Source organism: Nocardia carnea NBRC 14403 (assembly GCF_000308515.1).
In the GTDB taxonomy this organism is placed as follows: domain Bacteria; phylum Actinomycetota; class Actinomycetes; order Mycobacteriales; family Mycobacteriaceae; genus Nocardia; species Nocardia carnea.
Genome location: NZ_BAFV01000051.1, coordinates 62,272 through 88,815, shown reverse-complemented (window position 1 = coordinate 88,815; position 26,544 = coordinate 62,272). Strand labels below are relative to the sequence as shown.

Below are 26,544 nucleotides of genomic sequence, written 5' to 3'. Positions count from 1 at the left end.
ATTCACGTAGGTGAAACACCGGAGCGTCACGGATGAAACACCGAATGAGCACCCTTCATTAGCGGGCCCGAAGTCGCGCAGGCGGCGGGCCGGAAGATGAGGGAGGTAACTGGTGGAAACCGTGATCGGGACGCCCAATGCCGGCGATACCGCGTGGATATTGACGAGCGCCGCGCTCGTACTGCTGATGACACCCGGCCTGGCGTTCTTCTACGGCGGTATGGTCCGGAGCAAGAACGTGCTCAACATGATCATGATGAGCGTCAGCGCGATGGCTGTCGTCGCCGTGCTCTGGGTGCTGTTCGGCTTCTCGGTCGCGTTCGGGACCGACAAGGGCGGGTTGATCGGTGACCCGGGCCAGTTCTTCGGCCTGAAAACGCTGATCGCCGGATTCGGCGACGAATCGGCGGGTGTCCCGCTGTTCGGGACCATCCCGGCGACCGTCTTCGTCGCCTTCCAGGCGATGTTCGCGATCATCACCGTGGCGCTGATCTCCGGTGCGGTCGCCGACCGGCTGAAGTTCGGGGCGTGGCTGGCGTTCAGCGCCATCTGGGTCACCCTGGTGTACTTCCCGGTCGCGCACTGGGTCTGGGGTGGCGGCTGGATCATGGAGAAGGTCGAGGCCATCGACTTCGCCGGTGGTACCGCCGTGCATATCAACTCCGGTGCCGCCGCGCTCGCCCTGGCGATCGTGGTCGGTAAACGCGCCGGCTGGCCCAAGACGCCCTTCCGGCCGCACAACCTGCCGTTCGTGATGCTGGGTGCCGCGCTGCTGTGGTTCGGCTGGTTCGGCTTCAACGCCGGTTCCGCGGCGGCCGCCGACGGTGTCGCCGGTGCCGCCTTCATCACCACTCTGGTCGCCACCGCTGCCGCGATGATCGGCTGGCTGGTGGTCGAGAAGATCCGTGACGGTAAGCCCACCTCGCTGGGCGCCGCCTCCGGTATCGTCGCCGGTCTGGTCGCCATCACCCCGTCGTGTACCTCGGTCAACGTGCTGGGGGCCCTGGCCATCGGCGTGATCGCCGGCGCGGTCTGCGCACTGGCGGTGAGCCTGAAGTTCAAGTTCGGTTACGACGATTCGCTCGATGTCGTAGGTATCCACATGGTCGGCGGTATCCTCGGCACGGTGCTGATCGGCTTGTTCGCCGCTCCCGAAGCGCCCGCGGGTGCCGCGGGCCTGTTCTACGGCGGTGATCTCGAGCTGCTGGGCCGGCAGACGCTCGGTGCGGTTGCCGTGCTCGCGTATTCCTTCGTGATCGCCTTGGCGATCGCGTACGCGATCAAGTTCACGATCGGTCTGCGTGCCGACGCCGAAGCGGAGTCCACTGGTATGGACGACTCCGAACACGCGGAGACCGCATACGATTTCGCTGCACTGGGTGGAACCGCTCGTTCGGCCGGCAAGGAGGCATGAACCCCATGAAACTGATCACCGCAATCGTCAAACCGTTCACGCTCGAAGACGTCAAAACAGGCCTGGAGCAGGCGGGCGTATTCGGTATGACCGTGAGCGAGGTCCAGGGCTACGGCCGGCAGAAGGGCCATACCGAGGTCTACCGCGGCGCCGAGTATTCGGTGGATTTCGTCCCGAAGGTACGGGTCGAGGTCGTGGTGGACGATGCTTCGGTGGACCGGGTCGTCGATCTCATCGTCGATGCCTCGCGCACCGGCAAGATCGGCGACGGCAAGGTCTGGGTCAGTCCGGTCGAGACGATCGTCCGGGTGCGTACCGGCGAACGCGGCACCGACGCTCTATAGACCTGCCGCGTCGGCAGCGCGCGAGAATGCACCGCGCGCGTGTATGTAAACAACGACAGCGGCCCCGCTCCCACCGTTTCCGGTCGGGGCGGGGCCGCCTGTGTGACGGGTGGTGGTTCGGTTGGATGAAGACCGGCAGAAAAGGGAGCAGAGGCGGGTCGGCGCCGGACCGACCGGTAAAGCCGTGGAACTGTCGAACGGCGCCGCCGACCTGGTCCGCGCCCGCGACCAGCTACTCGGCGGTGGGCAACCCCGGCATCCGCGCTTGGATGCCGAATCACTGCGGTCGGCGCTGGTCGACCTGTACGAGCTGTGGCTGACCAGCAAGGGCACCGAGGTCGGGATAACCCCGGACAGCGGCCTGGCGATCATGGCCGTGGGCGGGCTCGGCCGGCGCGAGATGCTGCCCTACTCCGATCTGGATCTGGTGTTGCTGCACGAAGATATGGATCCGAAGCGGGTCGCCGAAATCGCCGACCGGCTGTGGTATCCGCTGTGGGACGCCCACATCAAACTCGACCACAGTGTGCGCACGGTACCGCAGGCGTTGAAGGTGGCCGCCGATGATCTGGTCGCCGCGCTCGGGATGCTCGATGCCCGCCATATCGTCGGCAACCCCGAACTCAGCGACCGGATCATCGCCGGTATCCGCAAGGACTGGCGCCGCGGTATCCGCGGCCGCTACGACGAACTACTCACCGGTGTCCGCGTCCGCTGGGACCGCAGCGGGCAGATCGCCCACCGCACCGAACCCGATCTGAAGAACGGTCGCGGCGGGTTGCGCGATATCCAGCTCTTGGATGCGCTGGCCATCGCACAGCTCACCGATGCCATGCCGGGGCTCGGTCCGGAGACGCCGGGCGGTGGCCTGGCCCAGGCACATCGCCGGCTCCTGGACGTCCGCACCGAACTGCACCGGGTGGCGGGCCGGGCCCGGGACCAGCTGCGCGCCCAGGATGCAGACGAGATCGGTGCGGCCCTGCGTATCGGTGACCGGTTCGATCTCGCCCGCACCCTCAGCGACGCGGCCCGCACCGTCGGCTATTCGGTGGACGTCGGGTTGCGTACCGCCGGTAACGCGTTGCCGCGGCGTGGGCTGGCGCGGCTGCGGCGGATGCCGGTGCGGCGGCCCCTGGACGAGGGTGTGGTCGAACATGCGGGTGAGGTGGTGCTCGCCCGGGATGCCCGGCCGCAACGCGACCCCGGCCTGATCCTGCGGGTGGCGGCGGCCTCCGCGCAATCGGGTCTGCCGATGTCGGCGACCACCCTCAACCGGCTGGCCGAGGACGCCCCGGAACTGCGGGAGCCGTGGCCGAAAGACGCTCTCAACGATCTGCTGGTGCTGCTCGGTTCCGGCCGCGGGGTGATCGACGCGGTGGAGGCGCTCGACCGTACCGGCCTGTGGGGCAGGCTGCTTCCGGAATGGGGTGCGGTGCGTGACCTGCCGCCGCGCGACGCCCTGCACGTCTGGACCGTGGACCGCCATTCGGTGGAGACCGTCGCCTACGCGAGCGCCGCGAGCACCCGGGTCGCCCGGCCCGATCTGCTGGCGCTCGGTGCGCTGTTGCACGATATCGGCAAGGGCCGCATCGAGGACCACTGTGTGGTCGGCGCCGAACTCGCCACGCAGATCGGCCGCCGCATGGGGCTGTGGCCCTCGGATGTGGAAATCCTCAGCGCCTTGGTACGCCACCATCTGCTACTGCCCGATGTGGCCACCCACCGTGATATCGACGATCCGGCCACGGTGCAGTACGTGGCGGAGGCACTCGAATACGATCCGCGGCGGCTGGAACTGTTGCATGCGCTGGCGGAAGCGGATTCGCTGGCCACCGGACCGGGTGTCTGGGGGGACTGGAAAGCGACGCTGATCGGCGAACTGGTCCGGCGCTGCCGGACCGTGATGGCGGGCGAGGAGCTGCCCGAGCCCGAACCCATACCGCAGGAGCTGCTCGCCCGCGCCGCCGCCGGTGGAGTGCACGTCGAATTATCCCAGGGCGACGGTAAATACACCTACCTCGCCACCGTGATCGCCCCGGATACCCCCGGTTTGCTGGCCGATACCGCCGGTGTGCTGGCACTGCATTCGCTGCGGGTGCTGTCGGCGTCGATCGGCGCCGCGGGGGAGTCGGCGATCAACACCTTCGTCGTGACACCGGCCTTCGGGTCACCACCGGACGCCGGGCTGTTACGCCAGGAACTCAAACGCGCGATCGCCGGTGATCTCGATGTGCGCGCCGTTCTCACCGCGCGGGAACGTGATACGCCCGCCGCGGCCCGTCACGCCCGGGCCGAACCGTGGTTGTTGTGGACACCGACCCAGGCCGCGGGCCAGTTCATCCTGCAGTTACGGGCGGAAGACCGCATCGGCTTGCTGTGCCGGTTGTCCGCCGTACTGTCGGGCGCGGGCGCCGATGTGCGCTGGGCCAAGGTGGTGACCATGGGATCGTTCGTGGTCGATGTCTTCTGTGTGGAATTGGGCGACGACTCCGGTCCGCAGCGGCGGTCGGCCATCGAAACCGCGATCCTGGCGGAGGTTCCGCAGCCGGCGCCGCGCAAAACCCCGGAGCAGGAACGGACCTGAGCGCCGAGGCCGCCCGCCCACGACCGGGGCGGGCGGACGGCAGGTCCTGTGTCCAAGGTCACCATTGAGCGTCGATTGCCCTCCAGTTGCCAACAGGTCCTGAGCCACGCGAGATCCGGCCCCTACGATTCGGGAGTCAGCTGTCGCGCTCATGAGGGGAGCAGGTCGGTGGCAATCCAAGTGGTGACCTCGTCGATCATGACCAGCGATATGACCCCTCATATCGCCCGATGCGTGGGCGACGCCTACTGGGTGGTGACCTGGCTACCCGGGCGAACACTCACCGAACCCCAGGCGATGGCCGCGATGACCGTGGCCGCCGCCGTCGCGACCGTCGGCGTCCCGCCGGACGACGACTGGTCGCAACTGGATTCCCTGGCCCGCGGACTCGGCCTCACCGGCCGGGAAGCGGCCTATCTGGTCGCCGTGGAACAGCACGACTACCAGCGCGGTTTCTCCACCCCCGCGAGCTGAACCCTCCGGCGCCGTATTCTCGAGTGCGGTGCCGGTTTCTCTTCTCGGGTGCAGGGCCGGTTTCTCGAGTACAGTGCGGGCACCGACGGTGCGAGCGGAGTCACGCCGCGACGCCCGCTAGTCTGGGACGCCCATTACCCTGGGACTCAGTGACGTCACTCGAGATCAGGAGCGCGCCAGGTGTTCGAATCTTTATCCGACCGGTTGACCGGTGCCCTGAAGGACCTTCGCGGTAAGGGACGCCTGTCGCCGGCCGATATCGACGCCACCTGCCGGGAGATCCGGCTGGCTCTGCTGGAGGCCGATGTCGCGTTGCCGGTGGTCCGCGGGTTCATCTCCCGGATCAAGGAACGCGCGAAGGGCGCCGAGGTTTCCGCGGCGCTGAATCCGGCCCAGCAGGTCGTCAAGATCGTCAACGAGGAACTCGTCGCCATCCTCGGCGGCGAGACCCGGCGCTTGACGCTGGCCAAGACGCCGCCGACGGTGATCATGCTCGCCGGCCTGCAGGGCGCCGGTAAGACCACCCTCGCCGGCAAGCTCGCCAAATGGCTGCGCGATCAGGGCCACCAGCCGCTGCTGGTGGCCTGCGACCTGCAGCGTCCCGGCGCCGTCACCCAGTTGCAGGTGGTGGGCGAACGCGCCGGTGTCCCGGTGTTCGCGCCCCACCCCGGCACCTCCATCGGTGGCGGTGAGAACGCGCTCGGGGTCACCGCGGCCGATCCGATCGCGGTCGCCGAATCCGGCGTCGCCGAGGCGCGCGCCAAACAGTACGACGTGGTGATCGTCGACACCGCCGGCCGGCTCGGTATCGATTCCGAACTGATGGCGCAGGCCGCCGGAATCCGCGACGCGGTGAAACCCGACGAAACCCTGTTCGTCCTCGACGCCATGATCGGCCAGGACGCCGTCTCCACCGCCGAAGCTTTCCGCGACGGCGTCGGCTTCACCGGTGTGGTGCTCACCAAACTCGACGGCGACGCCCGCGGTGGCGCCGCGCTGAGCGTGCGCAACGTCACCGGCGAGCCGATCATGTTCGCCTCCACCGGTGAGAAGCTCGAGGATTTCGACGTCTTCCACCCCGACCGGATGGCGAGCCGCATCCTCGGGATGGGCGATGTGCTCACCCTCATCGAACAGGCCGAGCAGGTCTACGACGCGCAGCAGGCCGAGGAGGCCGCGCGCAAGATCGGCAGCGGTGAACTCACCCTAGAGGATTTCCTCGATCAGATGCTGGCGATCCGGAAGCTGGGTCCCATCGGCAACCTGCTCGGGATGCTGCCGGGTGCCGGGCAGATGAAGGACGCCCTCGCCCAGGTCGACGATAAACAGCTCGACCGGGTCCAGGCCATCATCCGCGGTATGACCCCCGCGGAACGGGACAACCCGAAGATCATCAACGCTTCCCGGCGGTTGCGGATCGCCAACGGCTCCGGGGTGCAGGTCTCCGATGTCAACCAGCTGGTCGACCGGTTCTTCGAGGCCCGCAAGATGATGACCGCGATGGGCCGGCAGATGGGGATGCCGGGCGGTAACCGGCGCACCAAGAACAAAAAGGGGAAGAAGGGCAAGAAGGGCGGTCGCGGGCCCACCCAGCCGAAGATGCGCGGCGGCTTCCCGGGGATGCCCGGTATGCCCGCGGGCGGGGCCGGTATGCCGGACCTGTCGAATATGCCGCCCGGCCTCGATCAACTGCCGCCCGGGCTGGAGAACTTCGATCTGTCCAAGTTCAAGTTCCCGGATAAGTAGCGCGGCGGTAAACCGTCGACGCGACGCCGCCCCCCTTTTGCGAAAGGTTGGGCGGCGTCCGCGTATCCGGGGGTGTGGCTGCCATGCAGTCGGCGACCGGATACCCGCCGCGGTAGTAACGGCATTACCGCCTGTGGGATCGCGGAATGATCCATCTCCCCTGAGCGATTTCGCGTGCTCAGGGGAGATTCCGGCTCAGTGCTTGCGTCGGCGGGCCAGTAGCAGCGCACCGGCGAACGCCGCCACCGCCACCACCGCGGCGGCCGCAATGGCAACCCACACCAGCGGCGATATCCCGCTGTCGGAGGTTTCCCCCGCTTCCTCGGCCGAATCGCCGGCGGCCACCTGCTTCGATTTCTCGCCGAATGTTCCCTCGGCCGCGGTATCGCCGTCCGCGTACTGCGGTCCGGGTTCGGGCTCACCGGTGACCGCGACCTCCAGTTCGACCGGCACGGGTGCGACCGCGCGGGTGCTGTGGATCGTCGGGCTCAGTTTCACCGCGATGTAGTGCCAGCCCGCCACGGCCTGGCCGGCGACCTCGCCGCGTTCTTCTCGATTGAGATAGCGGACCGGGACCGTCGCCAGCGCCGGATCGTTGACCGGCAGGATCCGCTCCGTGCCCGCGTAGGAGGTGGTGCTGGAGTCGAGCTCGCCGCGGTACGGGTTGTAGAGCGTGGTCGCGATATTCGAGGTGTACTCGCTGCCTTGCTCGGCGCTGTCGCCGAATCTCACCCGGTAGGCCAGCCCCTGGCCCCAATCGACCTTCACTCGGTAGAAGACGAACTCACCCCGCTGCACGGTATCGGTGTAGCGGCCGGTCCCGGGCAGATCTGCCGCGACATTGAACGATCCGCCGCCGGTCACCGGGGCCGGGGTGCCGTCGGGTGCGGTGAACTCCACCGCGGTCGGCCGGGCCGCCGGGCCGGGATCGGTGACGCCCGGCTCCACTCCGACCGACAGTTCCACCGGCAGCTGGGCCGGTGCATTGTCTGCGACATGACCCCATTCCAGTGCGAAGTAGTATCGGCCCCCTCCTCGGCACTTATCGGTGCTGAAGCTGCCGGATTCAGGTTCGGCAGCACCGGCCCAGACGCTGCTGACCGTCAGGGCCACACCATCGGTCGACCGGGTCGCCTGAGCGAACTCGAAGGCATTGCAGTCGTGCCCGTCGTTGCCGTAGACACGGATATCGAGCCTGTTGTTCGATGACACCGCATCGTCGCCACGCGGAAACGACACAGTGGCGCTGAAATAGGCCGTGGCAGCGTCGGGCACATCCACCGCGTAGTACTGCTTGTTCTTCGGCTTCAGTACATCGAGGTGCTGGCCGGGCTCTGCGACGGGGGCTTCACGGTATTCCGGTGTGCCGGCGATCGGGGTGCCCACCGGGGCATAGCTGCGCAGGGCGACGGCACTGACCCGGGGTAGCACCTGTTCGAGTGCCGCGCCGTCGGCGGCATCGGTGTAGGTGCCGCCGGTGGTCTGGGCGATACAGGTCAACTGTGCGCGCGAAGCATCGTCGACGCCGAAACCGATGGCGTGCATCACGATTTCGTTGCCCTGGGCGCTGAGTTCGCGGGCGACATCGCAGGGATCCGGTGGTGCGCAGGTGTCGAGGCCGTCGGAGACCAGCACGATCGAGCGCGGTCCCTCCTGCGGCAGTGCCGCGGCGGCCGCCCGAAGCGATGCACCGATCGGTGTGTACCCGCGCGGAACGATCCCGTCGGTGGCTGCGGTCAACGCCGGTTTGTCGATGGTTTCGGCCGGCTGCAGGATCTGCACGTCCTGGCAGCCCGCGGCCTTCTCCGCGTCCGAATTACCGGTGCCGGTGCCGTAGGCCGAGAGGCCGACCTTTGCGTTGTCCGGCGCCGCGGTGACGAAACTGCGGACCGCATTCTTGGCCGCGTCCATCTTGGTGCCGCCGCTGGGATCGGCCGCCAGCATCGAACCCGACGCATCCAGTACCAGCATCGTCGGGGCGTATTCGGTCCCGGCCTGTGGCGACTGCTGCGCGAGTGCGGGCATGGCGACCGGCACCGACGCGATCACTGCCGCGGCCGCCGCGGCGAGGACTCTGTTCAGAAACAACACGCTGTCCGTACTCTCGATCGTTGCCGTCGCGCGGACAGCGCGACCCAGCGGACACTACGCACGCGTGTCGCGGCCCGCTACCGGGCGGCAGGATTGTCCAGCGGTCCGGCGTCCCCGGTCGGCAGGCCGGGCCGGGCGCCGGAGGCGCGACGGAACGGGCACGATTTCGGGCTCGGACCTGCATCTGGCAGAATGGTCGATCGTCCTTCCGGACAGTGTCAGCCCGTCTCCGGTTCCGTACCGCGCGGCGGTCACACACTCCATTCGCAAAACCGGGCTCGCGAACCGCGTGAGTCGCTGAATTGCGCCGTGACCACAATGAAAGGCAGATCAGCAGATGGCTGTTCGCATCAAGCTCACCCGTATGGGCAAGATCCGCAACCCGCAGTACCGCGTCGTCGTCGCGGACGCCCGGACCCGCCGTGACGGCCGGGCCATCGAGTCCATCGGCAAGTACCACCCCAAGGAAGAGCCCTCGCTGATCGAGATCGATTCCGAGCGCGCCCAGTACTGGCTGGGTGTCGGCGCGCAGCCGACCGAGCCCGTGCAGCGGCTGCTGGAGATCACCGGCGACTGGCAGAAGTTCAAGGGCCTGCCGGGCACCGAGGGCACCCTCAAGGTCGCCGAGCCCAAGCCGTCCAAGCTGGACCTGTTCAACGCCGCGCTGGCCGCTGCCGACAACGAGCCGGTCACCGAGGCCGTGACCCCGAAGAAGAAGGCCAAGAAGGACAAGGAAGAGGGCGCCGCCGAGGCGACCGAATCCGCCGAGGCTGCCGAGTAATGAGCGTCGTCGTCGCCGATGCCGTGGAACATCTGGTCCGCGGTATCGTCGCCAATCCCGATGACGTACGCGTCGAGCTGATCACCGGCCGCCGCGGGCGCACGGTCGAGGTGCACGTCCACCCCGAGGACCTGGGCAAGGTCATCGGCCGGGGCGGCCGCACCGCGACCGCGTTGCGCACGCTCGTCGCCGGTATCGGTGGCCGCGGTATCCGGGTCGACGTGGTCGACACCGATCAGTAGATGGAACTCGTAGTCGGCCGGGTCGCCAGATCGCACGGCGTGCGTGGCGAACTGGTCGTCGAGGTACGTACCGACGAACCGGAGGCGCGTTTCGCGCCCGGCTCGACCCTGCGGGGCCGGGCGGCCCGGTCGAAAGAGGTGCGGAATTTCACCGTGGAGTCGGCCCGGGAACATTCGGGCCGGCTGCTCGTGCAACTTGCCGGTGTCACCGATCGCGGCGCCGCCGACGCCCTGCGCGGCACCTTGTTCCTGGTGGACAGTGAGGATCTGGGGTCGGCGGCGGATCCCGAAGAATTCTACGATCACGAACTCGAGGGTCTGCGCGTCGAACTCACCGACGGTTCCGCTGTCGGCACCGTGACCGACGTGCTGCACTCAGCGGCAGGTGAACTGCTGTCGGTCCGCGCCGCCGGCGACGGCCGCGAAATCCTGATTCCGTTCGTCACCGCCATCGTGCCTACGGTGTCGATCGCCGATGGGCTGATCGTGATCGACCCGCCCGAGGGCCTGCTGGATCCGGAATGAGGCGGTCGTCGTGAAGCTCGACGTGATCACCATCTTCCCCGAATACCTGGAGCCGCTGCGCACCGCGCTGCTGGGCAAGGCCATCGACAAAGGCCTGCTCTCGGTCGATGTCCACGATCTTCGCCGCTGGACCCACGATGTGCACAAATCGGTCGACGATTCGCCGTACGGCGGCGGCCCCGGCATGGTGATGAAACCCACGGTCTGGGGGGCCGCGCTCGATGAGGTCTGCCCGGACGACGCCCTGCTCGTCGTCCCGACACCGGCCGGGGTGCCCTTCACCCAGGACACGGCCGCCCGCTGGTCCGGCGAGCGGCACCTGGTCTTCGCCTGCGGCCGGTACGAGGGGATCGACCAGCGAGTATTCGACGACGCGGCCCGGCGGGTGCGCGTCGAAGAGGTCAGTATCGGCGACTACGTACTGATCGGCGGCGAGGCCGCGGTGCTCGTGATGACCGAGGCGGTGGTCCGGTTGATCCCCGGAGTGCTCGGCAATCAGCAGTCCCACGAACAGGATTCGTTCTCCGACGGACTGCTGGAGGGTCCCAGCTATACCCGCCCGGTGTCGTGGCGGGGACTCGAGGTCCCGCCGATCCTGCTGTCCGGTGATCATGCGAAGGTCGCGTCCTGGCGCCGGGAACAAGCGTTGATCCGTACCCGGGAACGTCGCCCGGATCTGCTGCCCGGACACGACTGACGGACACCGGTCGTGGACGCCGGGGAGCGGCGGCGGCGGCTCGGACCACACCACCGGTCGCACTCGCCGTTCTCGCCGCGCGTCATCGGCCTGGCTTCGATCTTCCCGTCCCGCCCGGCGACCGCATCATCGCGGATGGAACCCACCCCCGGCCATCGGCTCGCTACGGTGGCGCCGGCGGTACCCGTGCGAAAGTGATTCGGTCACTGAGTCGACGTCGACGCGTCGTCCGCCGCAAGGGTCAGCTCCCTGTGGATGCGTCGGGCAGGTTGGTAGCGCAGCATTTGATATGCGCTGCACGGTGGAGCTGTGCGGGTGCAGTCGACAGGGCACCGCTGGTTCGCACAGGGGAGCGAGGGTGACGATGCCGTGTCTGCGGCTGTGTCGATGGGCCGAGGGCAGGGCTCGGAATCACGGGATGAGGCCGAAGCGGCGCGCGGCGACCACGGCTTCGTGCCGGGACCGGGCGTCGAGTTTGTGCATGGCGCTGCGGAGATAGCTCTTGACCGTTTCGGGCCCCAGTGAAAGGCGGTGGGCGGCCTCCTGGTTCGAGCATCCCAGCGCGACCTGCACCAGCACATCGATCTCCCGTCGCGAGAGCTGGGGCGACTCCGCGGCGGGCGGACCCGACAGGGCCCTGGCCAATTTGTCGCCGATCCCTCGCAGGGCCGCACCCAATTGTGCGTCGGCGGAGCTGTCCGCGAGGGTATGGAGTTCTGCCTGGGCGGCGCGGATCTCCTCGGCGAGCGCCCCGCCGGTAGTGGGCGACGGCGCCGCCGCGTCCAGCAACCGCAGCCGCCGATCGACCTCGTCCCGGATCATGATCTCCGACGCCAGCCGGTGCCCGGCCTGGAGCAGTGCTTCCGCAGTACGGCCGCCGATCGGGCCGGGACCACGCAGCGCCGCGTACAGCACGGCGCGCGACCGGTCATCCACGACCACGGGCACTGCCAGCACCGAACGGATTCCCTCACCGAGCACCGGGCCGTCGTAGTGATGGGTGATCGACAGCGCGCGGCGATAGTCGGTCACCGCCGCGGGCCGCCGCGAATCGAGGACCTGACCACCCAGACCGGATGCGCGCCGGACAGACAACCCGCGCAGCCCGTTGGTGCGGACCCCGCAGAACTCGGTGAGCAGCAGCGTATCGGCCTGAACTTCGCCACCGAACAGCACCGGAACCCCGGTGACAGCCGCCAGTCGGCGGATTTCGGCGCGCAGCGCGTCACTGTCCCGGGGGCGTAGCAGCGCGGGGTCCGCGGTCATGGAGGTTCACCCCTTTTCGGGGGTAGTGCCGACAAACTGTGACCTACATCCTATTGCAACACCGGATCGATGAACCGAGGAGATGCGAGATGGGTGCCGACCCGAATACGCGGGTGCGTGAACTGCTGGACACCTACGACCGCGGTGATGCCTGCGCAGCCGAATTGCTCTGCGACCGGCACCCGGCCGACGCCGTCGCCTTCACGGTTGTCGAGAGCGACCTCTCGTCGGTCGATCTGACCTACGGCGAGCTGCGTGAACGTTCCGAACGGTATGCGGCTGCGCTGGCCGGCCTCGGGATCGGACCGGGCGATCGGGTCGCGACGCTGATGGCGAAATCCGCGGATCTGGTGGCGGTGCTGCTGGCCGTCTGGCGCCGCGGCGCAGTCCATGTCCCGTTGTTCACCGCCTTCGCCCCACCGGCGATCGCCTTCCGGTTGCGCGCCGCCGAAGCCGCCGTCGTGATCACCGACCCGGATCAGGCCGGCAAGCTGGCACCGGGCGGGGATATGCCCGCGGATCCGCCGTGGCGCACCGTCGTCACCGGTCAGGACGATATCGCGGGTGCTGTGCGGCTGGACGATATCCCGGCGAAGGACACCGGCGCACCGCCGGCGACGGTGGGCGGGGACGGTCTGCTGGTCCAGTTGTTCACCAGCGGCACCACCGGCACACCGAAGGGTGTGCCGATTCCGGTGCGTGCACTGGCCTCCTTCCACGCCTATCAGGAATTCGCACTCGATGTGCGTCCCGACGATGTCTTCTGGAACGCCGCGGACCCCGGTTGGGCCTACGGTCTCTACTACGCCATCCTCGGACCGCTGGCGTCGGGTACCCGGAGCCTGTTGCTGCACGCCGGCTTCTCCCCGGAGCTGACCTGGCAGGTGCTGGACCGGTTCGGGGTCACCAACTTCGCGGCCGCGCCGACGGTATACCGGGCGCTGCGGGCCGGATCCGACGGGCAGTCGGCCCGTTTGCGCCGTGCATCGTCGGCGGGGGAGCCGTTGACACCCGAGGTGGTCGCCTGGTCGGCCGAGGCGCTCGGTGTCGCGGTCCGCGATCACTACGGCCAGACCGAACACGGCATGGTCATCTGCAATGCCTGGCACGACGACCTGAACGCGGTCGCGCCCGCCGGGTCGATGGGCCGTTCCCTACCGGGCTGGGCCTGCACCGTGCTCGCCGACGAGGCAGATATCGAAGCCCCGCCCGGACAGCTCGGCCGGATCGCCATCGATACCCAGCACAGTGCCCTGCTGTGGTTCGTCGGCTATCTGGGCGATCCCGAACGCTCCGCGCAGCGCTATACATCCGACAGCCGCTGGTACCTCACCGGCGACGCCGGTTCCCGCGACAGCGAGGGTTTCTTCCACTTCTCCGCCCGCGACGACGACGTGATCATCATGGCCGGCTACCGGATCGGCCCCTTCGAAGTGGAAAGCGTGCTGGTCCTGCACTCCGATGTCGCCGAGGCCGCGGTCGTCGGCCTGCCGGACGAGCTCCGCGGCGAGGTACTGGAAGCGTTCGTGGTACTGCGCGACGGGGTTACGGGCACCGACGCACTGGCCGAAGAACTGCAGACCCTGGTCAAGAAGAAATTCGCCGCGCACGCCTACCCGCGGCGCGTGCATTTCGTCACGGACCTGCCCAAGACGCCCAGCGGCAAGATCCAGCGTTTCCTGCTCCGGGATCAGGGACGGACCGAGGCCGGTCAGCGGTAGCGGCACCGGCCCGGTGGTGCAGGACCGGGCCGGGTTCGCCTGTCACCAGGCGCAGGTAGTGTGCGGGTCGTGACGACAGCGCCAGAGACCTCGGGTCCCGACACGATCCAGACAGACTCGACCGCCACCACCGGTACCGGCCCGGCCGTTTCCGGCACCGTGACCCGGCGCATCGCCGACGAACTGGCGGTGCGCGAGAACCAGGTCGCGGCCGCCGTCGAACTACTCGACGGCGGGTCCACGGTGCCGTTCATCGCGCGCTATCGCAAAGAGGCCACCGGCGGCCTGGACGACGCGCAGCTGCGTACTCTCGAAGAACGCCTGCACTATCTGCGTGAACTCGACGAACGCCGTGCCACCGTGATCGAATCCATCCGCAGCCAGGGCAAACTCGACGAAACCCTGCACCGGCAGCTGCTGCTGGCCGAGACCAAGGCCCGCCTCGAAGATATCTACCTGCCCTATAAACCCAAGCGCCGCACCAAGGCTCAGATCGCCCGTGAGGCCGGCCACGAACCCGTCGCGGACGCCCTGCTCGGCGACCCGGCCACCGATCCGGCCGATTACACCGCCGAACAGCTCGACGGCGCGCGGGCCATCCTGGTCGAACGGTTCGCCGAGGATGCCGATCTCGTCGGTGAACTCCGGGAACTGATGTGGACCCGGGGCCGGGTCACCGCGACGGTGCGCGCCGGGAAGGAAGAGGACGGCGCGAAATACGCCGACTACTTCGACTTCGCCGAGGAATTCACCGCCCTGCCCTCACACCGGATCCTGGCGCTGTTGCGTGGTGAGAAGGAAGAGGTGCTCTCCGTGCACCTCGACCCGGAGCCCGCGGATTCCGAACTCGAACCCGGTGAGCGCAGCGTCTACGAGGCGCGGATCGCGCAGCGGTTCTCCATCGCCGCCCAGGGCCGCCCCGCGGATTCCTGGCTGCTGGATACGGTGCGCTGGGCCTGGCGGACCAAACTGCAGATCAGTCTCGGTATCGATACCCGGATGCGGTTGCGGCAGGCTGCCGAACGCGATGCGGTCGAGGTATTCGCCGCCAATCTCCGGGATCTGCTGCTGGCCGCACCGGCCGGTACCCGCGCCACCATGGGCCTGGACCCGGGCTACCGCACCGGTGTGAAGGTCGCGGTGGTCGACGGTACCGGCAAGGCCGTGGCGACCGAGGTCATCTATCCGCACAAACCGCAGAACCAGACCGAGAAATCGCTGGCGGTCCTCGCCGCCCTGGTGGAGCGGTTCGGGGTCGAGCTGATCGCCATCGGTAACGGCACCGCCTCCCGGGAAACCGATGCGCTGGCCGCGCAGTTGATCGAACGGATTCCGGAGAACAAACCGACCAAGATCGTGGTGTCCGAGGCCGGCGCCTCGGTGTATTCGGCCTCCGCCTATGCCTCCCAAGAGCTTCCCGATATGGATGTCTCGCTGCGCGGCGCGGTATCCATCGCCCGCCGATTGCAGGATCCGCTGGCCGAACTCGTCAAGATCGAACCGAAATCCATCGGAGTGGGGCAGTACCAGCACGATATCTCCGAAACACTGCTGGCCCGCTCGCTGGGCGCAGTGGTCGAGGATGCGGTGAACGCGGTCGGTGTCGATGTGAACACCGCCTCGGTTCCGCTGCTGTCCCGGGTTTCCGGTATCACCGGTTCGGTCGCGGAAAGTATTGTCGCCCACCGTGATCGCAACGGCCCCTTCCCGAGTCGCACCGCGCTGCTCGACGTTGCGCGGCTGGGCCCCAAGGCGTTCGAGCAGTGTGCCGGCTTCCTGCGGATCCGCGGCGGTGTCAACCCGCTCGATACCTCGGCCGTGCATCCGGAGGCCTATCCGGTGGTGCACCGGATCCTCGAATCGACCGGTAGCGAGATCGCCGAGATCATCGGTAACGAATCCGTGCTGCGCGGTCTGCGTCCCGCCGAATTCACCGACGAGACCTTCGGTGTGCCGACCGTCACCGATATCATCGGCGAACTGGAGAAACCCGGCCGCGACCCGCGGCCGGAATTCAAAACTGCCGAATTCGCCGCCGGCATCGAGAAGGTCGCCGATCTGCAACCCGGAATGGTGCTCGAGGGCGTGGTCACCAATGTCGCCGCGTTCGGTGCCTTCGTCGATGTGGGCGTGCACCAGGACGGGCTCGTCCACGTCTCCGCGATGTCGAAGAATTTCGTCCGCGATCCGCGCGAGGTCGTCAAATCCGGTGACGTGGTCAAGGTGAAGGTGCTCGAGGTCGATACTGCGCGCCAGCGGATCGGGCTGTCGTTGCGGCTCGACGACGAACCCGGCGCTGGTAAACCGGAACGCGGCCAGGGGGCCGGTGGTGACCGCGGCCGCGGTTCCGGCGGACGTGACGACTCCGGCCGCTCCGGTGGAGGAGATCGTGGCGGACAGGGCCGGGGCGCGAAGAACCGTGCGGGCCAGGGTAATGCGGGCGGACGCGCCGGTGGTCAGGGCGGCGGCCAGGGCCGTGGGGGCGATCCGGCCCGCAATCGGGGCCAGGGCCGCGGCAATCGGCGCGATAATGCACCTGTGAACGGCGCCATGGCCGACGCGTTGCGGCGGGCGGGGTTCGGAAAGTAACGCCTTGCGCCAGTGAAGGGGGCCGGTATGCGGCAGTGGTGGTCCGAGGACGTCATCGCCGCGGGCCGGCTCCCCCTGCTGTGTTTCCTGTTCGGTTTCATCGTCGGGTTCCTGGTGATCCGGGTCAGTGTCCGGCTGATCCGGGCGCAGGTGCGCTGGTGGCCCGGAAATCTGAAACCCGGTGGTGTGCACATCCACCACATGGTGTTCGGGGTGGTGCTGGTCCTGATCTCGGGGATCGGGATGATTGCCACCGCCGACGCAGGTGCAGGCCCGGCGGTCGCGGCCGGGCTGGCAGCATCGTTCGGGGTCGGTGCGGCACTGGTCCTCGACGAGTTCGCGCTGCTCTACTACCTGCGCGACGTCTACTGGGAGAAACAGGGCCGCACCTCGGTGGACGCGGTTTTCGTCGCGCTCGCCGTGACCGGCCTGCTACTGCTCGGTTTCCACCCGCTGTGGCTGCTCGAGATCAACGGGCTGCGCGATCATCCGGGCGCGTGGGTGCGGGTGCTGGTCATCGCGTTCGCGCTGGGGAACCTGGCGTTGGCCGCCGTGGTGATCGCCAAGGGCAAGATCTGGACCGGCCTGTTCGGCATGTTCTTCCTGCCGTTGCTGGTGGTGGGGGCGTTGCGGCTGAGCCGGCCCGGGGCCCCGTGGGCGCGTTGGCGCTACGGCAGCCACCGGCGGCGGTTGATGTACCGGGCGATCGTGCGCGAACGGCGGTACCGCCGCCCGGTGATCCGGGCGAAGATCTTCGTCCAGGATCTGATTGCCGGAAAACCGGATGTCGAGCACGTCCGGTCGGCGGCGGAGGAAGAACTGAGCCGCCGGGTGGTTCCCGCGCCGCCCGCACCGCACCGGCACCATCCGCTGTTGCACGATCTGAACCGCTGGGCGCACGGTGGTGAGACGGAAAGCACCAAGGAACCCCGCGACCCACAGGCCGCACCGGGGCCCGTTTCCGGAAGTGATCCCTGATCTGGCACAATGCACGGGTTGCCCTGGTCGCATTCGGCCCGGCGCATCCCATATTCGGAGCACGAACCGGTCGAGCGCCCGCGCCGCCAGGTTCCTCTGTTCGCGCGACCATCAGAAGGATGATCATGAACACCCTTGATTTCGTCGACGAGAGCTCGCTGCGCAGCGATGTCCCCGACTTCCGTCCGGGCGACACCCTCAATGTGCATGTGAAGGTCATCGAGGGCTCCAAGGAACGTATCCAGGTCTTCAAGGGCGTCGTCATCCGGCGCCAGGGCGGCGGTATCCGCGAGACCTTCACCGTGCGCAAAGTGTCGTTCGGTGTCGGCGTGGAGCGCACCTTCCCCGTGCACAGCCCCACCATCGATCACATCGATGTGGTGACCCGCGGCGATGTCCGCCGGGCCAAGCTGTACTACCTGCGGGAGCTGCGCGGTAAGGCCGCCAAGATCAAAGAGAAGCGCTGACCTGCCCTTGATCGCCGACACCCGCGCGCCGCGATGCGCGCCGGTGACCTCGGCGAACGGCATAAGTAGCCCGGTACCGCGTAACCACTGCGGTGCCGGGCTACGCTGTTCGCGTGGCAGACGAGAGTTGGTCGAGATCGGGGTCGGATCCCGCGGACGGGCAGCCCCGCAGGCGCCGGGCGCGGCGGGCCGTCAAAGCGAAGAAGCAGCGGCCGTTCTGGCAGGAACTTCCCATCCTGCTGGTGATCGCGGCGGTAATCGCCGCTCTGATGGTGACTTTCGTCGGCCGTCCCTACGTGATCCCTTCCCAATCCATGGAGCCGACCCTGCACGGCTGCGCCGGGTGCACCGGCGACCGGATCTATGTGCAGAAACTGAGCTACTACTGGAGCGATCCGGAGCCGGGTGACGTCGTGGTCTTCGTCGGGCCGCCCTCCTGGAACGGGCACTACCGTTCCATCCGCTCGGACAACACGGTCATCCGTGGCGTACAGAACTTCTTCTCGTTCTTCGGACTGGTACCGCCCGACGAGAACGATCTCGTCAAACGCGTTATCGCTGTCGGCGGACAGACGGTGGAATGCTGTGACGACCAGGGTCGCGTGATGGTCGACGGGCAACCCCTCGATGAACCCTACGTCGAAGACGATTACCCGTGGACCCCCGGTCAGGCGAACGCCGCCTACCCGGTGGGCCGCGTTTTCGGGCCGGTGACCGTACCCGAGGGCAATCTGTGGGTGATGGGCGACAACCGCAACGAATCCGCGGATTCCCGGGCGCATATCGGTGACGAATTCCAGGGCACCGTGCCCGTCGACAACGTCCGCGGCAAAGCGGTGATCAAGATCTGGCCGCCGGGCCGGATCGGCCCCATCGATGGAACGAACCCGCAGGAGAATTGAGTCGGGGCGGATCGAGTTGGCTGCGAGTACGCGTATGAAACCCGTACGAGAACAGAATTGGCCACCGCGGGTGGTGATGCGCCGGGCCGGTGGGCTGCGGACGCTGGAGTCGGCACTGCACCGCTGTGGGCTGGGACCGGTCGCCGGAGTCGACGAAGCGGGGCGCGGGCCCAGCGCGGGACCCCTCGTCGTGGCTGCCTGTGTGCTCGGATCCCGTGCACACGATGCGCTGGCCGGGCTCGACGATTCGAAAAAACTCAGCGAGGCGACCCGTGAGGCCCTGTACCCGGTCATCACCCGGCTCGCGGTGGCGTGGTCCGTCGTGGTGATTCCGGCGGCCGAAATCGACGCCATCGGGATCCATGTGGCGAATATCCAGGGGATGCGCCGGGCCGTCGCCGGACTCGGGCGAAGCCCCGGCTATGTGCTCACCGACGGGTTCCGGGTACCGGGACTCCCGGTGCCGTCACTACCGGTCATCGGCGGGGACGGCACCGCGGCGTGTATCGCCGCGGCCAGTGTGCTGGCCAAGGTCACCCGCGACCGGATGATGGTCGAACTCGATCAGCGCGTGCCCGGATACGGGTTCGCCGAACACAAGGGTTACAACACCACCCGGCATATCGAAGCGCTGCGGCGGCTCGGGCCGTGCCCGGAACATCGCAGGTCATGGCGCAATGTACGGGACAGCGAGGTCGCGCTGACACCGGCCGGCGAAATACTGGCGGAGGTCACCGCCGGGGCCGGCGGAGCCGCCTGACCGAACGGTACAGCGGCCCGGCCACCTGTTGTCGCGGCCGGTTACGCCCCGGCGCCGAGGGGCGGCAGACCGGCCCACGGTGACATGCGCAGGCGGCATGAGCGATGATGACAACACACGCATGGCGGCGAGAAGGAGGACGTTCCACCCGATGAGTGCCGAGGACCTCGAGAAATACGAAACCGAGATGGAGCTCTCGCTGTACCGGGAGTACAAGGACATCGTCGGTCAGTTCTCGTACGTGGTGGAAACCGAGCGCCGTTTCTATCTGGCCAACTCCGTGGAACTGCGCCCGCAGAACGCCGACGGCGAGGTGTACTTCGAAGTCCGGATGAGCGATGCCTGGGTCTGGGATATGTACCGGCCGGCGCGGTTCGTCAAACACGTCCGGGTGATCACCTTCAAGGATGTCAACATCGAGGAGCTGGAGAAACCGGACCTGCGGCTTCCGGAGTGATCGGTCTCCGGTCCCGTTCCGCCGGCCCGAGGCCGGGCCGGCCGTTTCGCTCCGGCGACTGGAGCCGCCCGACCGGGTCGTGCGATCAGGTTCCGGCGCGTACACGGTCCGGGCTGATCCGGACGGTGCTGCCGCGCCAGATGTTCCACCTCGGCGATCACCGCCGGTGATCCAGGCCCTCTGGAAGGACGCCCGCCGGCGGTATTCTTCGCGGTGCTCGTGAATCCCGTATTCGGCCACGGAGTCCGGCCTGTATCGGCCGGTATTTGTCCACAGGGTTCGGTTGTCCACAGGTTCGCTGTTTTCCCAGGTCGCCGATCCGCACCGCGGCGGGCACCCGCCGATGCTGAGCGGGTGGCACACAACACGGCGCTCGGCGCGCAAGGGGAGGAACTGGCGGCGCGGTATCTGCAGGCCGCTGGGATGGAGATCATCTGCCGTAACTGGCGCTGCCGGTACGGCGAACTGGACCTGATCGTCCGCGATGCGGGCATCACCGCATTCGTCGAGGTGAAGACGAGGTCGGGACTCGGATACGGGATACCGGCCGAAGCCGTCACCTACGAGAAACAGCGGCGGATCCGCCGGCTGGCGCTGCTCTGGCTCACCGAACAGGACGGGCCGTGGCAGCGCATCCGGTTCGATGTGGTCTCGGTCCTGCTGTCGCGGACGGCGGAACCCGTGATCGAGCACCTCGAGGCGGTGTTCTGATGCCGCTCGGCCGGGCCTGCTCGATCGCCGTCCGCGGGATCGACGGACAGGTCGTGGAGATCGAGGCCGATATCGGGCAGGGGCTGCCGTCGGTGCACCTTGTCGGCCTGCCGGATACCTCGCTACAGGAATCCCGTGACCGGGTAAGGGCGGCCGTGGCCAATACCGGCGAGAAATGGCCCGACGGGCGCGTGATCCTGGCGCTCTCCCCTGCAACACTTCCGAAAGTCGGCTCCACGTACGACCTGGCGCTGGCCGTCGCTGTGCTGGACGCGGCCGATATCGTGCCCTCTGCCAAACTCGCCGGTACGGTCTTGCTCGGCGAACTCGCTCTCGACGGCCGGTTGCGGCGGGTCCGTGGGGTTCTGCCCGCTGTGCTCGCGGCGCGGCGAGCAGGCCGGAAAACCGTGATCGTTCCCGAGGAAGCGTTGTGCGAGGCAGGTCTGGTTGCGGGAATCCGGGTCCTGGGCGCGCCCACATTGCGCGCCACCCTCGATTGGTTACGCGGGGAGCGGGAGCTTGCGGAATCACCGGCCCCACCGCCGCATCAGGCATCGCCGGTGGGCGATCTGCGCGATGTCGCGGGGCAGCACGAGGCGCGGTGGGCGCTGGAGGTCGCCGCGGCGGGCGGGCATCATCTGCTGCTGACCGGTTCGCCCGGTATCGGCAAGACCATGCTCGCACAGCGGTTGCCGGGCGTGCTGCCGCCGCTGTCGGAGAACGAGGCGCTGGAGGTCACCGCCATCCATTCGGTGGCCGGCACCCTCTCCGAGGAACAACCGCTGATCACCACACCGCCGTTCGTCGCACCCCATCATTCGACGTCGGTGAGTGCCATGGTCGGCGGTGGGTCGGGTTCGGCGCGGCCCGGCGCGGTCAGCCGCGCCCACCGGGGCGTGTTGTTCTTGGACGAATGCGCCGAGATCGGCGCCAAGGTGCTGGAGGCGATGCGCACCCCGCTGGAGGAGGGAGAGGTCCGGATCGCCCGCCGCGACGGGGTGGCGCGTTTTCCGGCCCGGTTCCAGCTGATTCTGGCGGCCAACCCCTGCCCCTGCGCCCCCGCCCGCGATGTGGACTGTATCTGCGCGCCGCTGGCCCGGCGTCGGTACCTGGGTAAATTGTCCGGTCCTCTGATGGACCGGATCGATATCTGGATGCAGATGCACCCCATGTCGTCCGCCGGGCTGGCCGCCGCGGAATCCGAGGACAGTGCGATGGTCCGCACAAGGGTCACGGCCGCCCGCTCCGCCGCGGCGGCTCGCTGGCGGGAGTTCGGCTGGCGGACCAACGCCGAAGTACCGGGCCACATCCTGCGGCGGCAATTTCCGTTACCCGCCGAGTCCACGGCATCAGTGGAAGCGGCGCTGCGGCTGGGGCGGATCTCGGCACGGGGAGCCGACCGCGCGCTGCGGGTCGCCTGGACGGTGTGTGATCTACGCGGCGGCGATGTGCCCACGGCACACGATGTCATGCAGGCACTCAACTTCCGGCAGCGAGGAACACAGTGACGGCCGGGCAGCCCGGCTCGCCGGCGGCGCAGGGGGCTGTCGGTGAGCCCGGCAGCAGACAGCTCGCGTGGGCCTATCTGTCCCGGGTGGTTCTGGGGCCGTGCCCGGCGCTCACCGCGCTGATCGAATCCGTCGGTGTGGTGGAGGCGGCACGAGCGGTCCGGGAACGGGATCTGCCGCAGGTTCTGCACGCCGCGACAGCGGTACGCCGTGCGGAAGACCGGGCGGCCCAGGATCTGGAGACCATCGGTGGGCTGGATGGCCGCCTGGTCACGCCCGACGATCCGGAATGGCCGGCCTGGCGCATGCTGGGCCTGTCGCAGCTACCGCCGGGACGCGAATCCGACGGCGCCGTACCGCTGGTGTTCTGGGTGCGCGGAACCCGCGATCTGACCGAGCTGACCGAACGGTCGCTGGCGGTGGTCGGTGCCCGTTGCAGTACCGGATACGGTGATCGGGCCGCCGGAGCGCTGGCCGGGGACCTCGCGGCCCGCGGCTGGACCATCGTCTCCGGTGCGGCCTTCGGTATCGACGGTATGGCCCACCGCGCGGCTCTCGCTGTCGGCGGCGCCACCATCGCCGTCCTGGCCTGCGGTGTGGACCGGCCCTATCCCGCCCAGCACGATCGCCTGCTCGACCGGATCGCCGAAACAGGTCTGGTGGTCAGCGAATATCCGCCGGGCACCACCGCCCGCAAACATCATTTTCTGGCCCGGAACCGGCTCATCGCGGCTCTGTCCGACGGTGTGCTCGTGGTCGAAGCGGGGGTGCGCAGCGGTGCACGCAACACGGTGAAGTGGGCTCGTCGTATCGGCCGTCCCGCGATGGCGGTCCCCGGTTCGGTGGATTCCGCAGCGTCCGCCGGCTGCCACCGGATGATCCGAGACGGGGAAGCGGTGCTGGTCAGCAGTGCGGAAGAGGTACTCGCCGACGCCGCACCGCTACACCTACCGCCGGTCGGCGACTCGGAACCACCGGCCGTACACCAGCTCACCCCGGCACAGTCGTCGGTGTACGCGGCTCTACCCACAACCGGGGGTCGCTGGCCACATGAACTATGCGGCCCCACCGGGCTGGCCGTCGCCGAGATCCGGGCCGGCCTGGCGGCCCTCGATATGGCCGGGTTGGCCGGGAGCGGCGGGTCCGGCTGGTTCCGGTTACGCAATGGGCCGCGCACTCCGGCCGACCGGCCCGCGGACAGCGGCGAGTGAGCGACGGTGGCCGGCCCGGCGCGTGGGGTTGCGGAGCGGCGAGTCGCGGGCAACGGTGTGGTGGTGGCGGAACTACCCGAGGACCTCGAAGCTCTACTGATCGAATACGGGAGATACCTGGAACTCGGCCGTAATCGGTCGGCGCATACGGTGCGCGCCTATCTCGGCGATATCCGGTCGCTGCTGCACCATCTGCTCGGCCAGTCCGCCGATGCTTCGCTGCGCGAACTCGACCTGACCACGCTGCGGTCGTGGCTGGCGGTGCACGCGGAACAGGGCGCCGCGCGCACAAGTATGGCGCGGCGTGCCTCCGCGGCCCGGGCCTTCACCGCGTGGCTCACCCATACCGGCAGGCTCGACCGCGATCCGGGCCTGCGATTGGCCGCGCCCAAGGCGCATCGCAGCCTGCCCGCGGTGCTGGGGCAGGAACAGGCCGCCCGGATCATGTCCGCGGTGGAATCGGGTGCGGCCCAGCATGATCCGATGGCTTTACGAGACAGGCTGATCATCGAACTGCTGTATGCCACCGGCATCCGGGTCAGCGAGCTGTGCGGTCTCGATATCGATGATGTGGACCGGGAGCGCCGCGTCGTGCGCGTACTCGGCAAAGGGCGCAAGGAGCGGTCCGCGCCGTTCGGGCTGCCAGCCGACCAGGCGGTACACAACTGGCTGAATCACGGCCGGCCGATGCTGGCCACCCCGGATTCCGGTCGCGCTCTTTTGCTGGGTCGGCGCGGCCGGCGCCTCGACCAACGCCAGGCCCGGACCGTCGTGCATACGGCCATATCCGCAGTACCCGGCGCCGCGGATATGGGTCCCCACGGGCTCCGGCATACGGCGGCCACGCATCTGCTCGAGGGCGGTGCCGATCTGCGGGTGGTGCAAGAACTGCTGGGCCACGCCAGCCTGGCCACCACCCAGCTCTACACCCACGTATCCATCGAACGACTCCGTACAGCACACGACCAGGCGCATCCCCGGGCGTAAGAGTCGGTCGATCCTTGCGACCACTGCGTGGGGTGGCCGCCCGCCGGCCTCGGCGCCTATCACGGAGATCAGCTGCAGCACAACGATCCCGCCGGCGGCCGCGGCATCGGTGACGATCGGCGGGATCGGCTGGACCGGCTGATGTGGCTGGATCGGCCGAAATAGCTGGACCGGCTGGAGGGCTGGCTGGTTGGACGGGCTGGACCAGCAGGAGGGTCGGCCTGGTTGGACGAGCTGGAGGGCTGGACGGGCTGAACTGGCCGAATCAGTCTGTGGCCGGCGTGCCGGACCCCTGCGCTACAGGGTGGACGCGGCCCGCCAAGCCGATCGGGACCGACCTGGGGTGGTTTCGGTGTGGGGAATCGAGGGCGGGCTACGTGTAACCGCCCCGACGCTGACCCGCATCCGCGCCGGTTCGGAGCCGGAACAAGGCTCGGTGAACGCGCCTTCTACATTCCTTGGTCAGCTCGACATGCCGGAAACGGGGCGTGTACGTGGATTCGTGCGCAGCGCGGCGTTTACGCTGTCCAGCGGATCCGTTCAGCAGTGCCCGAAGGCGGATCGGGAGGTGAGCGTGCAGACCGCTACCAGTGCGGATACCCGATGAGCCCGGTACCGGAAGTGGCCGGGGAACCGGGTGCCGACGACGCGCCGGAGCCGGTGGTGGCTCCGATCGATTACCGGTTCACCCTCGCCAACGAGCGCACTTTTCTGTCGTGGATTCGTACGGCACTCGGGTTGCTCGCCGGCGGTGTCGCCGTGCACACCGTGGTGGTGGAGCAGTGGCCGTCGGATTTCCGTTCCGCGTTGGCGGTGAGCTGCCTGCTGCTGTCGCTGGTGGTGGCGGTCGGTGCTTTCCTGCACTGGCGGCGCATCCGGTCGGCAATGGACGAGGGCCGGCCGCTGCCCGGTACGGTGCTCGTCCCGGTACTTTCCGCCGGTACAGCCTTCGTGGCGGTACTCGCCTGCGTGGCAGTACTGCTGCACTGAGGTGTACTGATGCCCGATTCCACCGAGATCCGATTGGCTGCGGAACGCACCGCGCTGTCGTGGCGGCGAACGTGCCTGGGCACGGTGGCCGTCGCGCTGCTGCTGCTGCAAGCGGTGTTGCAGGCCGGCTGGGATACGGCCGCGCTGGCGCCCGGTATCGCCGGTGTGGTCCTGCTCATCGTCGCCGGTTTGGGTTACCGCCGAAATCTCCGGTTGCACCGAGGTGCGGGCGGCTCCGGCTCGACGACCATCCGGTGGACGACTGTGGCGGTCGTCGTCGCCGTCGGGTTCACGCTGGCCACACCCATTGCCGGCTGGCTGATTCCGTGAGTGCGTGCGGACCCCCAACCGTATTGCTTCCGGCTATGTCCCGTTGCCGTCGGCAATGCCGAATCCGTCGGTATCGGCGTTCGCCGAGCCGGAATCGGGCCGAGGGCCGCTGAGGCCGAGGCCGCGCTGGAGACTCCGGTCAGGCTGCTTGCCCACCTTCCGCGACTGGTTACTCCCCTGGGCGCACAGGTTTCAGGCGGATAGGAGATAGACGCAGCAGTCCGAGCGGATCCAGATACTCCCGCTTCGCCCGGCTGCTGTGCTCGCGGCGCACGCCCCAATGCAGACACGCTGTCGCACATCCTGCATGCCCCGCCTCCAGGACACCGATTGCGGTATCACGGGTGACCCGTCTGCCCACCGTGACCGTCGCCTCCACCGGTTCATAGGTCGTCCGCAGATCTCCTTCGTGGCGTATCGATACCACCGGTCTGCCGGCCACTTCGCCGGCGAAGACGACCACCCCCGGGCCGGCTGCGTACACCGGCTGTCCCGAGGTTCCGGCGAGATCGACACCGCGATGCCCGGGCAGCCAGTCCTGCTCCGGTGGGTCGAAGGGTCGTTCGACGGCGGGCCGCGGCCGCAGCGGCCAGGTGAACGGTTTGTCCGGGCTTGCTGCGGCCATACCGGTGGAGGCCAGTGCCATCAGCAGAACCAGGAGCGCGGAGACACAGCCCATACCGGGCCGGGCGTACCCCCTCCATACGCCCGGCCCGGCGGCGCTCCTATTTCCGGCCATTCGGGCACGGACAGGGCGGAGCGATCTTCG

The 26,544-nt window shown here is 68.2% G+C and carries 25 protein-coding genes; 22 read left to right on the top strand and 3 right to left on the bottom strand.

Annotation, left to right across the window (positions count from 1 at the left end):
• Positions 1–124 precede the first annotated feature (124 nt).
• From ON22_RS17695 to ffh, 5 genes are all read left to right on the top strand, one after another.
• On the top strand, positions 125–1,414 hold the full coding sequence (locus tag ON22_RS17695; RefSeq protein WP_081595655.1) for an ammonium transporter: 1,290 nt from the start codon (positions 125–127) through the stop codon (positions 1,412–1,414).
• A 5-nt stretch (positions 1,415–1,419) separates the two neighbouring features.
• Positions 1,420–1,758, top strand: a complete 339-nt coding sequence (locus ON22_RS17690) for a P-II family nitrogen regulator (RefSeq protein WP_033241369.1) — start codon at positions 1,420–1,422, stop codon at positions 1,756–1,758.
• 112 nt (positions 1,759–1,870) lie between these two features.
• The gene (locus ON22_RS17685) at positions 1,871–4,342 is read left to right on the top strand and encodes a [protein-PII] uridylyltransferase (RefSeq protein WP_425339822.1); all 2,472 of its coding nucleotides are present in this window, start codon (positions 1,871–1,873) and stop codon (positions 4,340–4,342) included.
• Positions 4,343–4,510: 168 nt separating this feature from the next.
• Positions 4,511–4,816 carry a hypothetical protein gene (locus ON22_RS17680; protein WP_033241370.1) on the top strand — a complete coding sequence of 102 codons (306 nt, stop codon included), beginning with the start codon at positions 4,511–4,513 and terminating at the stop codon, positions 4,814–4,816.
• A 180-nt stretch (positions 4,817–4,996) separates the two neighbouring features.
• A complete protein-coding gene (gene ffh, locus ON22_RS17675) occupies positions 4,997–6,562 on the top strand; it encodes a signal recognition particle protein (RefSeq protein WP_033241371.1) in 1,566 nt (521 codons plus the stop codon).
• 195 nt (positions 6,563–6,757) lie between these two features.
• On the opposite strand, the gene ON22_RS17670 is transcribed toward ffh, so the two are convergent.
• Positions 6,758–8,650 (bottom strand): vWA domain-containing protein, encoded by a 1,893-nt coding sequence (locus ON22_RS17670; protein ID WP_231507912.1) that lies wholly within the window; start codon positions 8,648–8,650, stop codon positions 6,758–6,760.
• Between the two features lie 340 nt (positions 8,651–8,990).
• Here ON22_RS17670 and rpsP point away from each other — a divergent pair, with 340 nt between their 5' ends.
• From rpsP to trmD, 4 genes are read left to right on the top strand one after another with little or no spacing between them, the layout of a single operon-like run.
• A complete protein-coding gene (rpsP, locus tag ON22_RS17665; RefSeq protein ID WP_033241372.1) occupies positions 8,991–9,434 on the top strand; it encodes a 30S ribosomal protein S16 in 444 nt (147 codons plus the stop codon).
• A complete protein-coding gene (locus ON22_RS17660) occupies positions 9,434–9,676 on the top strand; it encodes an RNA-binding protein (protein WP_033241373.1) in 243 nt (80 codons plus the stop codon). The genes rpsP and ON22_RS17660 overlap by 1 nt, the downstream gene beginning before the upstream one ends.
• On the top strand, positions 9,677–10,201 hold the full coding sequence (gene rimM / locus ON22_RS17655) for a ribosome maturation factor RimM (protein WP_033241374.1): 525 nt from the start codon (positions 9,677–9,679) through the stop codon (positions 10,199–10,201). It begins immediately after the preceding gene.
• A gap of 10 nt (positions 10,202–10,211) precedes the next feature.
• The gene (gene trmD / locus ON22_RS17650; RefSeq protein WP_033241375.1) at positions 10,212–10,898 is read left to right on the top strand and encodes a tRNA (guanosine(37)-N1)-methyltransferase TrmD; all 687 of its coding nucleotides are present in this window, start codon (positions 10,212–10,214) and stop codon (positions 10,896–10,898) included.
• A gap of 411 nt (positions 10,899–11,309) precedes the next feature.
• Here trmD and ON22_RS17645 read toward each other — a convergent pair whose 3' ends face one another.
• Positions 11,310–12,164 carry a helix-turn-helix transcriptional regulator gene (locus ON22_RS17645; RefSeq protein ID WP_033241376.1) on the bottom strand — a complete coding sequence of 285 codons (855 nt, stop codon included), beginning with the start codon at positions 12,162–12,164 and terminating at the stop codon, positions 11,310–11,312.
• 89 nt (positions 12,165–12,253) lie between these two features.
• Between ON22_RS17645 and ON22_RS17640 the strand changes: the two genes are divergently transcribed.
• From ON22_RS17640 to ON22_RS17580, 13 genes are all read left to right on the top strand, one after another.
• Positions 12,254–13,885, top strand: a complete 1,632-nt coding sequence (locus ON22_RS17640) for an AMP-binding protein (RefSeq protein WP_033241377.1) — start codon at positions 12,254–12,256, stop codon at positions 13,883–13,885.
• A 105-nt stretch (positions 13,886–13,990) separates the two neighbouring features.
• Entirely contained in the window at positions 13,991–16,474 is a 2,484-nt protein-coding gene (locus ON22_RS17635) for a Tex family protein (RefSeq protein WP_051157751.1), read from the top strand.
• Between the two features lie 27 nt (positions 16,475–16,501).
• Complete coding sequence (locus tag ON22_RS17630) at positions 16,502–17,452, top strand: hypothetical protein (RefSeq protein WP_231507913.1); 951 nt, start codon at positions 16,502–16,504, stop codon at positions 17,450–17,452.
• Positions 17,453–17,577: 125 nt separating this feature from the next.
• On the top strand, positions 17,578–17,919 hold the full coding sequence (gene rplS, locus ON22_RS17625) for a 50S ribosomal protein L19 (protein WP_030521783.1): 342 nt from the start codon (positions 17,578–17,580) through the stop codon (positions 17,917–17,919).
• A gap of 113 nt (positions 17,920–18,032) precedes the next feature.
• Complete coding sequence (gene lepB, locus ON22_RS17620) at positions 18,033–18,821, top strand: signal peptidase I (RefSeq protein WP_033242203.1); 789 nt, start codon at positions 18,033–18,035, stop codon at positions 18,819–18,821.
• Positions 18,822–18,855: 34 nt separating this feature from the next.
• A complete protein-coding gene (locus ON22_RS17615) occupies positions 18,856–19,581 on the top strand; it encodes a ribonuclease HII (RefSeq protein ID WP_051157740.1) in 726 nt (241 codons plus the stop codon).
• Positions 19,582–19,732: 151 nt separating this feature from the next.
• The gene (locus ON22_RS17610; RefSeq protein WP_011210678.1) at positions 19,733–20,038 is read left to right on the top strand and encodes a DUF2469 domain-containing protein; all 306 of its coding nucleotides are present in this window, start codon (positions 19,733–19,735) and stop codon (positions 20,036–20,038) included.
• A gap of 354 nt (positions 20,039–20,392) precedes the next feature.
• Positions 20,393–20,749, top strand: a complete 357-nt coding sequence (locus tag ON22_RS17605; protein WP_033241378.1) for a YraN family protein — start codon at positions 20,393–20,395, stop codon at positions 20,747–20,749.
• Positions 20,749–22,257, top strand: a complete 1,509-nt coding sequence (locus tag ON22_RS17600) for a YifB family Mg chelatase-like AAA ATPase (RefSeq protein ID WP_033241379.1) — start codon at positions 20,749–20,751, stop codon at positions 22,255–22,257. Before ON22_RS17605 ends, ON22_RS17600 begins: the two co-directional genes overlap by 1 nt.
• Positions 22,254–23,468, top strand: coding sequence for a DNA-processing protein DprA (gene dprA, locus ON22_RS17595; RefSeq protein ID WP_081595645.1), 1,215 nt, complete (start codon positions 22,254–22,256; stop codon positions 23,466–23,468). The genes ON22_RS17600 and dprA overlap by 4 nt, the downstream gene beginning before the upstream one ends.
• Before the next feature lie 63 nt (positions 23,469–23,531).
• The gene (locus ON22_RS17590) at positions 23,532–24,455 is read left to right on the top strand and encodes a tyrosine-type recombinase/integrase (protein ID WP_033242206.1); all 924 of its coding nucleotides are present in this window, start codon (positions 23,532–23,534) and stop codon (positions 24,453–24,455) included.
• A 603-nt stretch (positions 24,456–25,058) separates the two neighbouring features.
• On the top strand, positions 25,059–25,445 hold the full coding sequence (locus ON22_RS17585; protein ID WP_081595644.1) for a YidH family protein: 387 nt from the start codon (positions 25,059–25,061) through the stop codon (positions 25,443–25,445).
• 9 nt (positions 25,446–25,454) lie between these two features.
• On the top strand, positions 25,455–25,775 hold the full coding sequence (locus ON22_RS17580; protein ID WP_033241380.1) for a DUF202 domain-containing protein: 321 nt from the start codon (positions 25,455–25,457) through the stop codon (positions 25,773–25,775).
• 169 nt (positions 25,776–25,944) lie between these two features.
• On the opposite strand, the gene ON22_RS17575 is transcribed toward ON22_RS17580, so the two are convergent.
• Complete coding sequence (locus ON22_RS17575) at positions 25,945–26,454, bottom strand: M23 family metallopeptidase (protein ID WP_033241381.1); 510 nt, start codon at positions 26,452–26,454, stop codon at positions 25,945–25,947.
• Between the last annotated feature and the right edge of the window lie 90 nt (positions 26,455–26,544).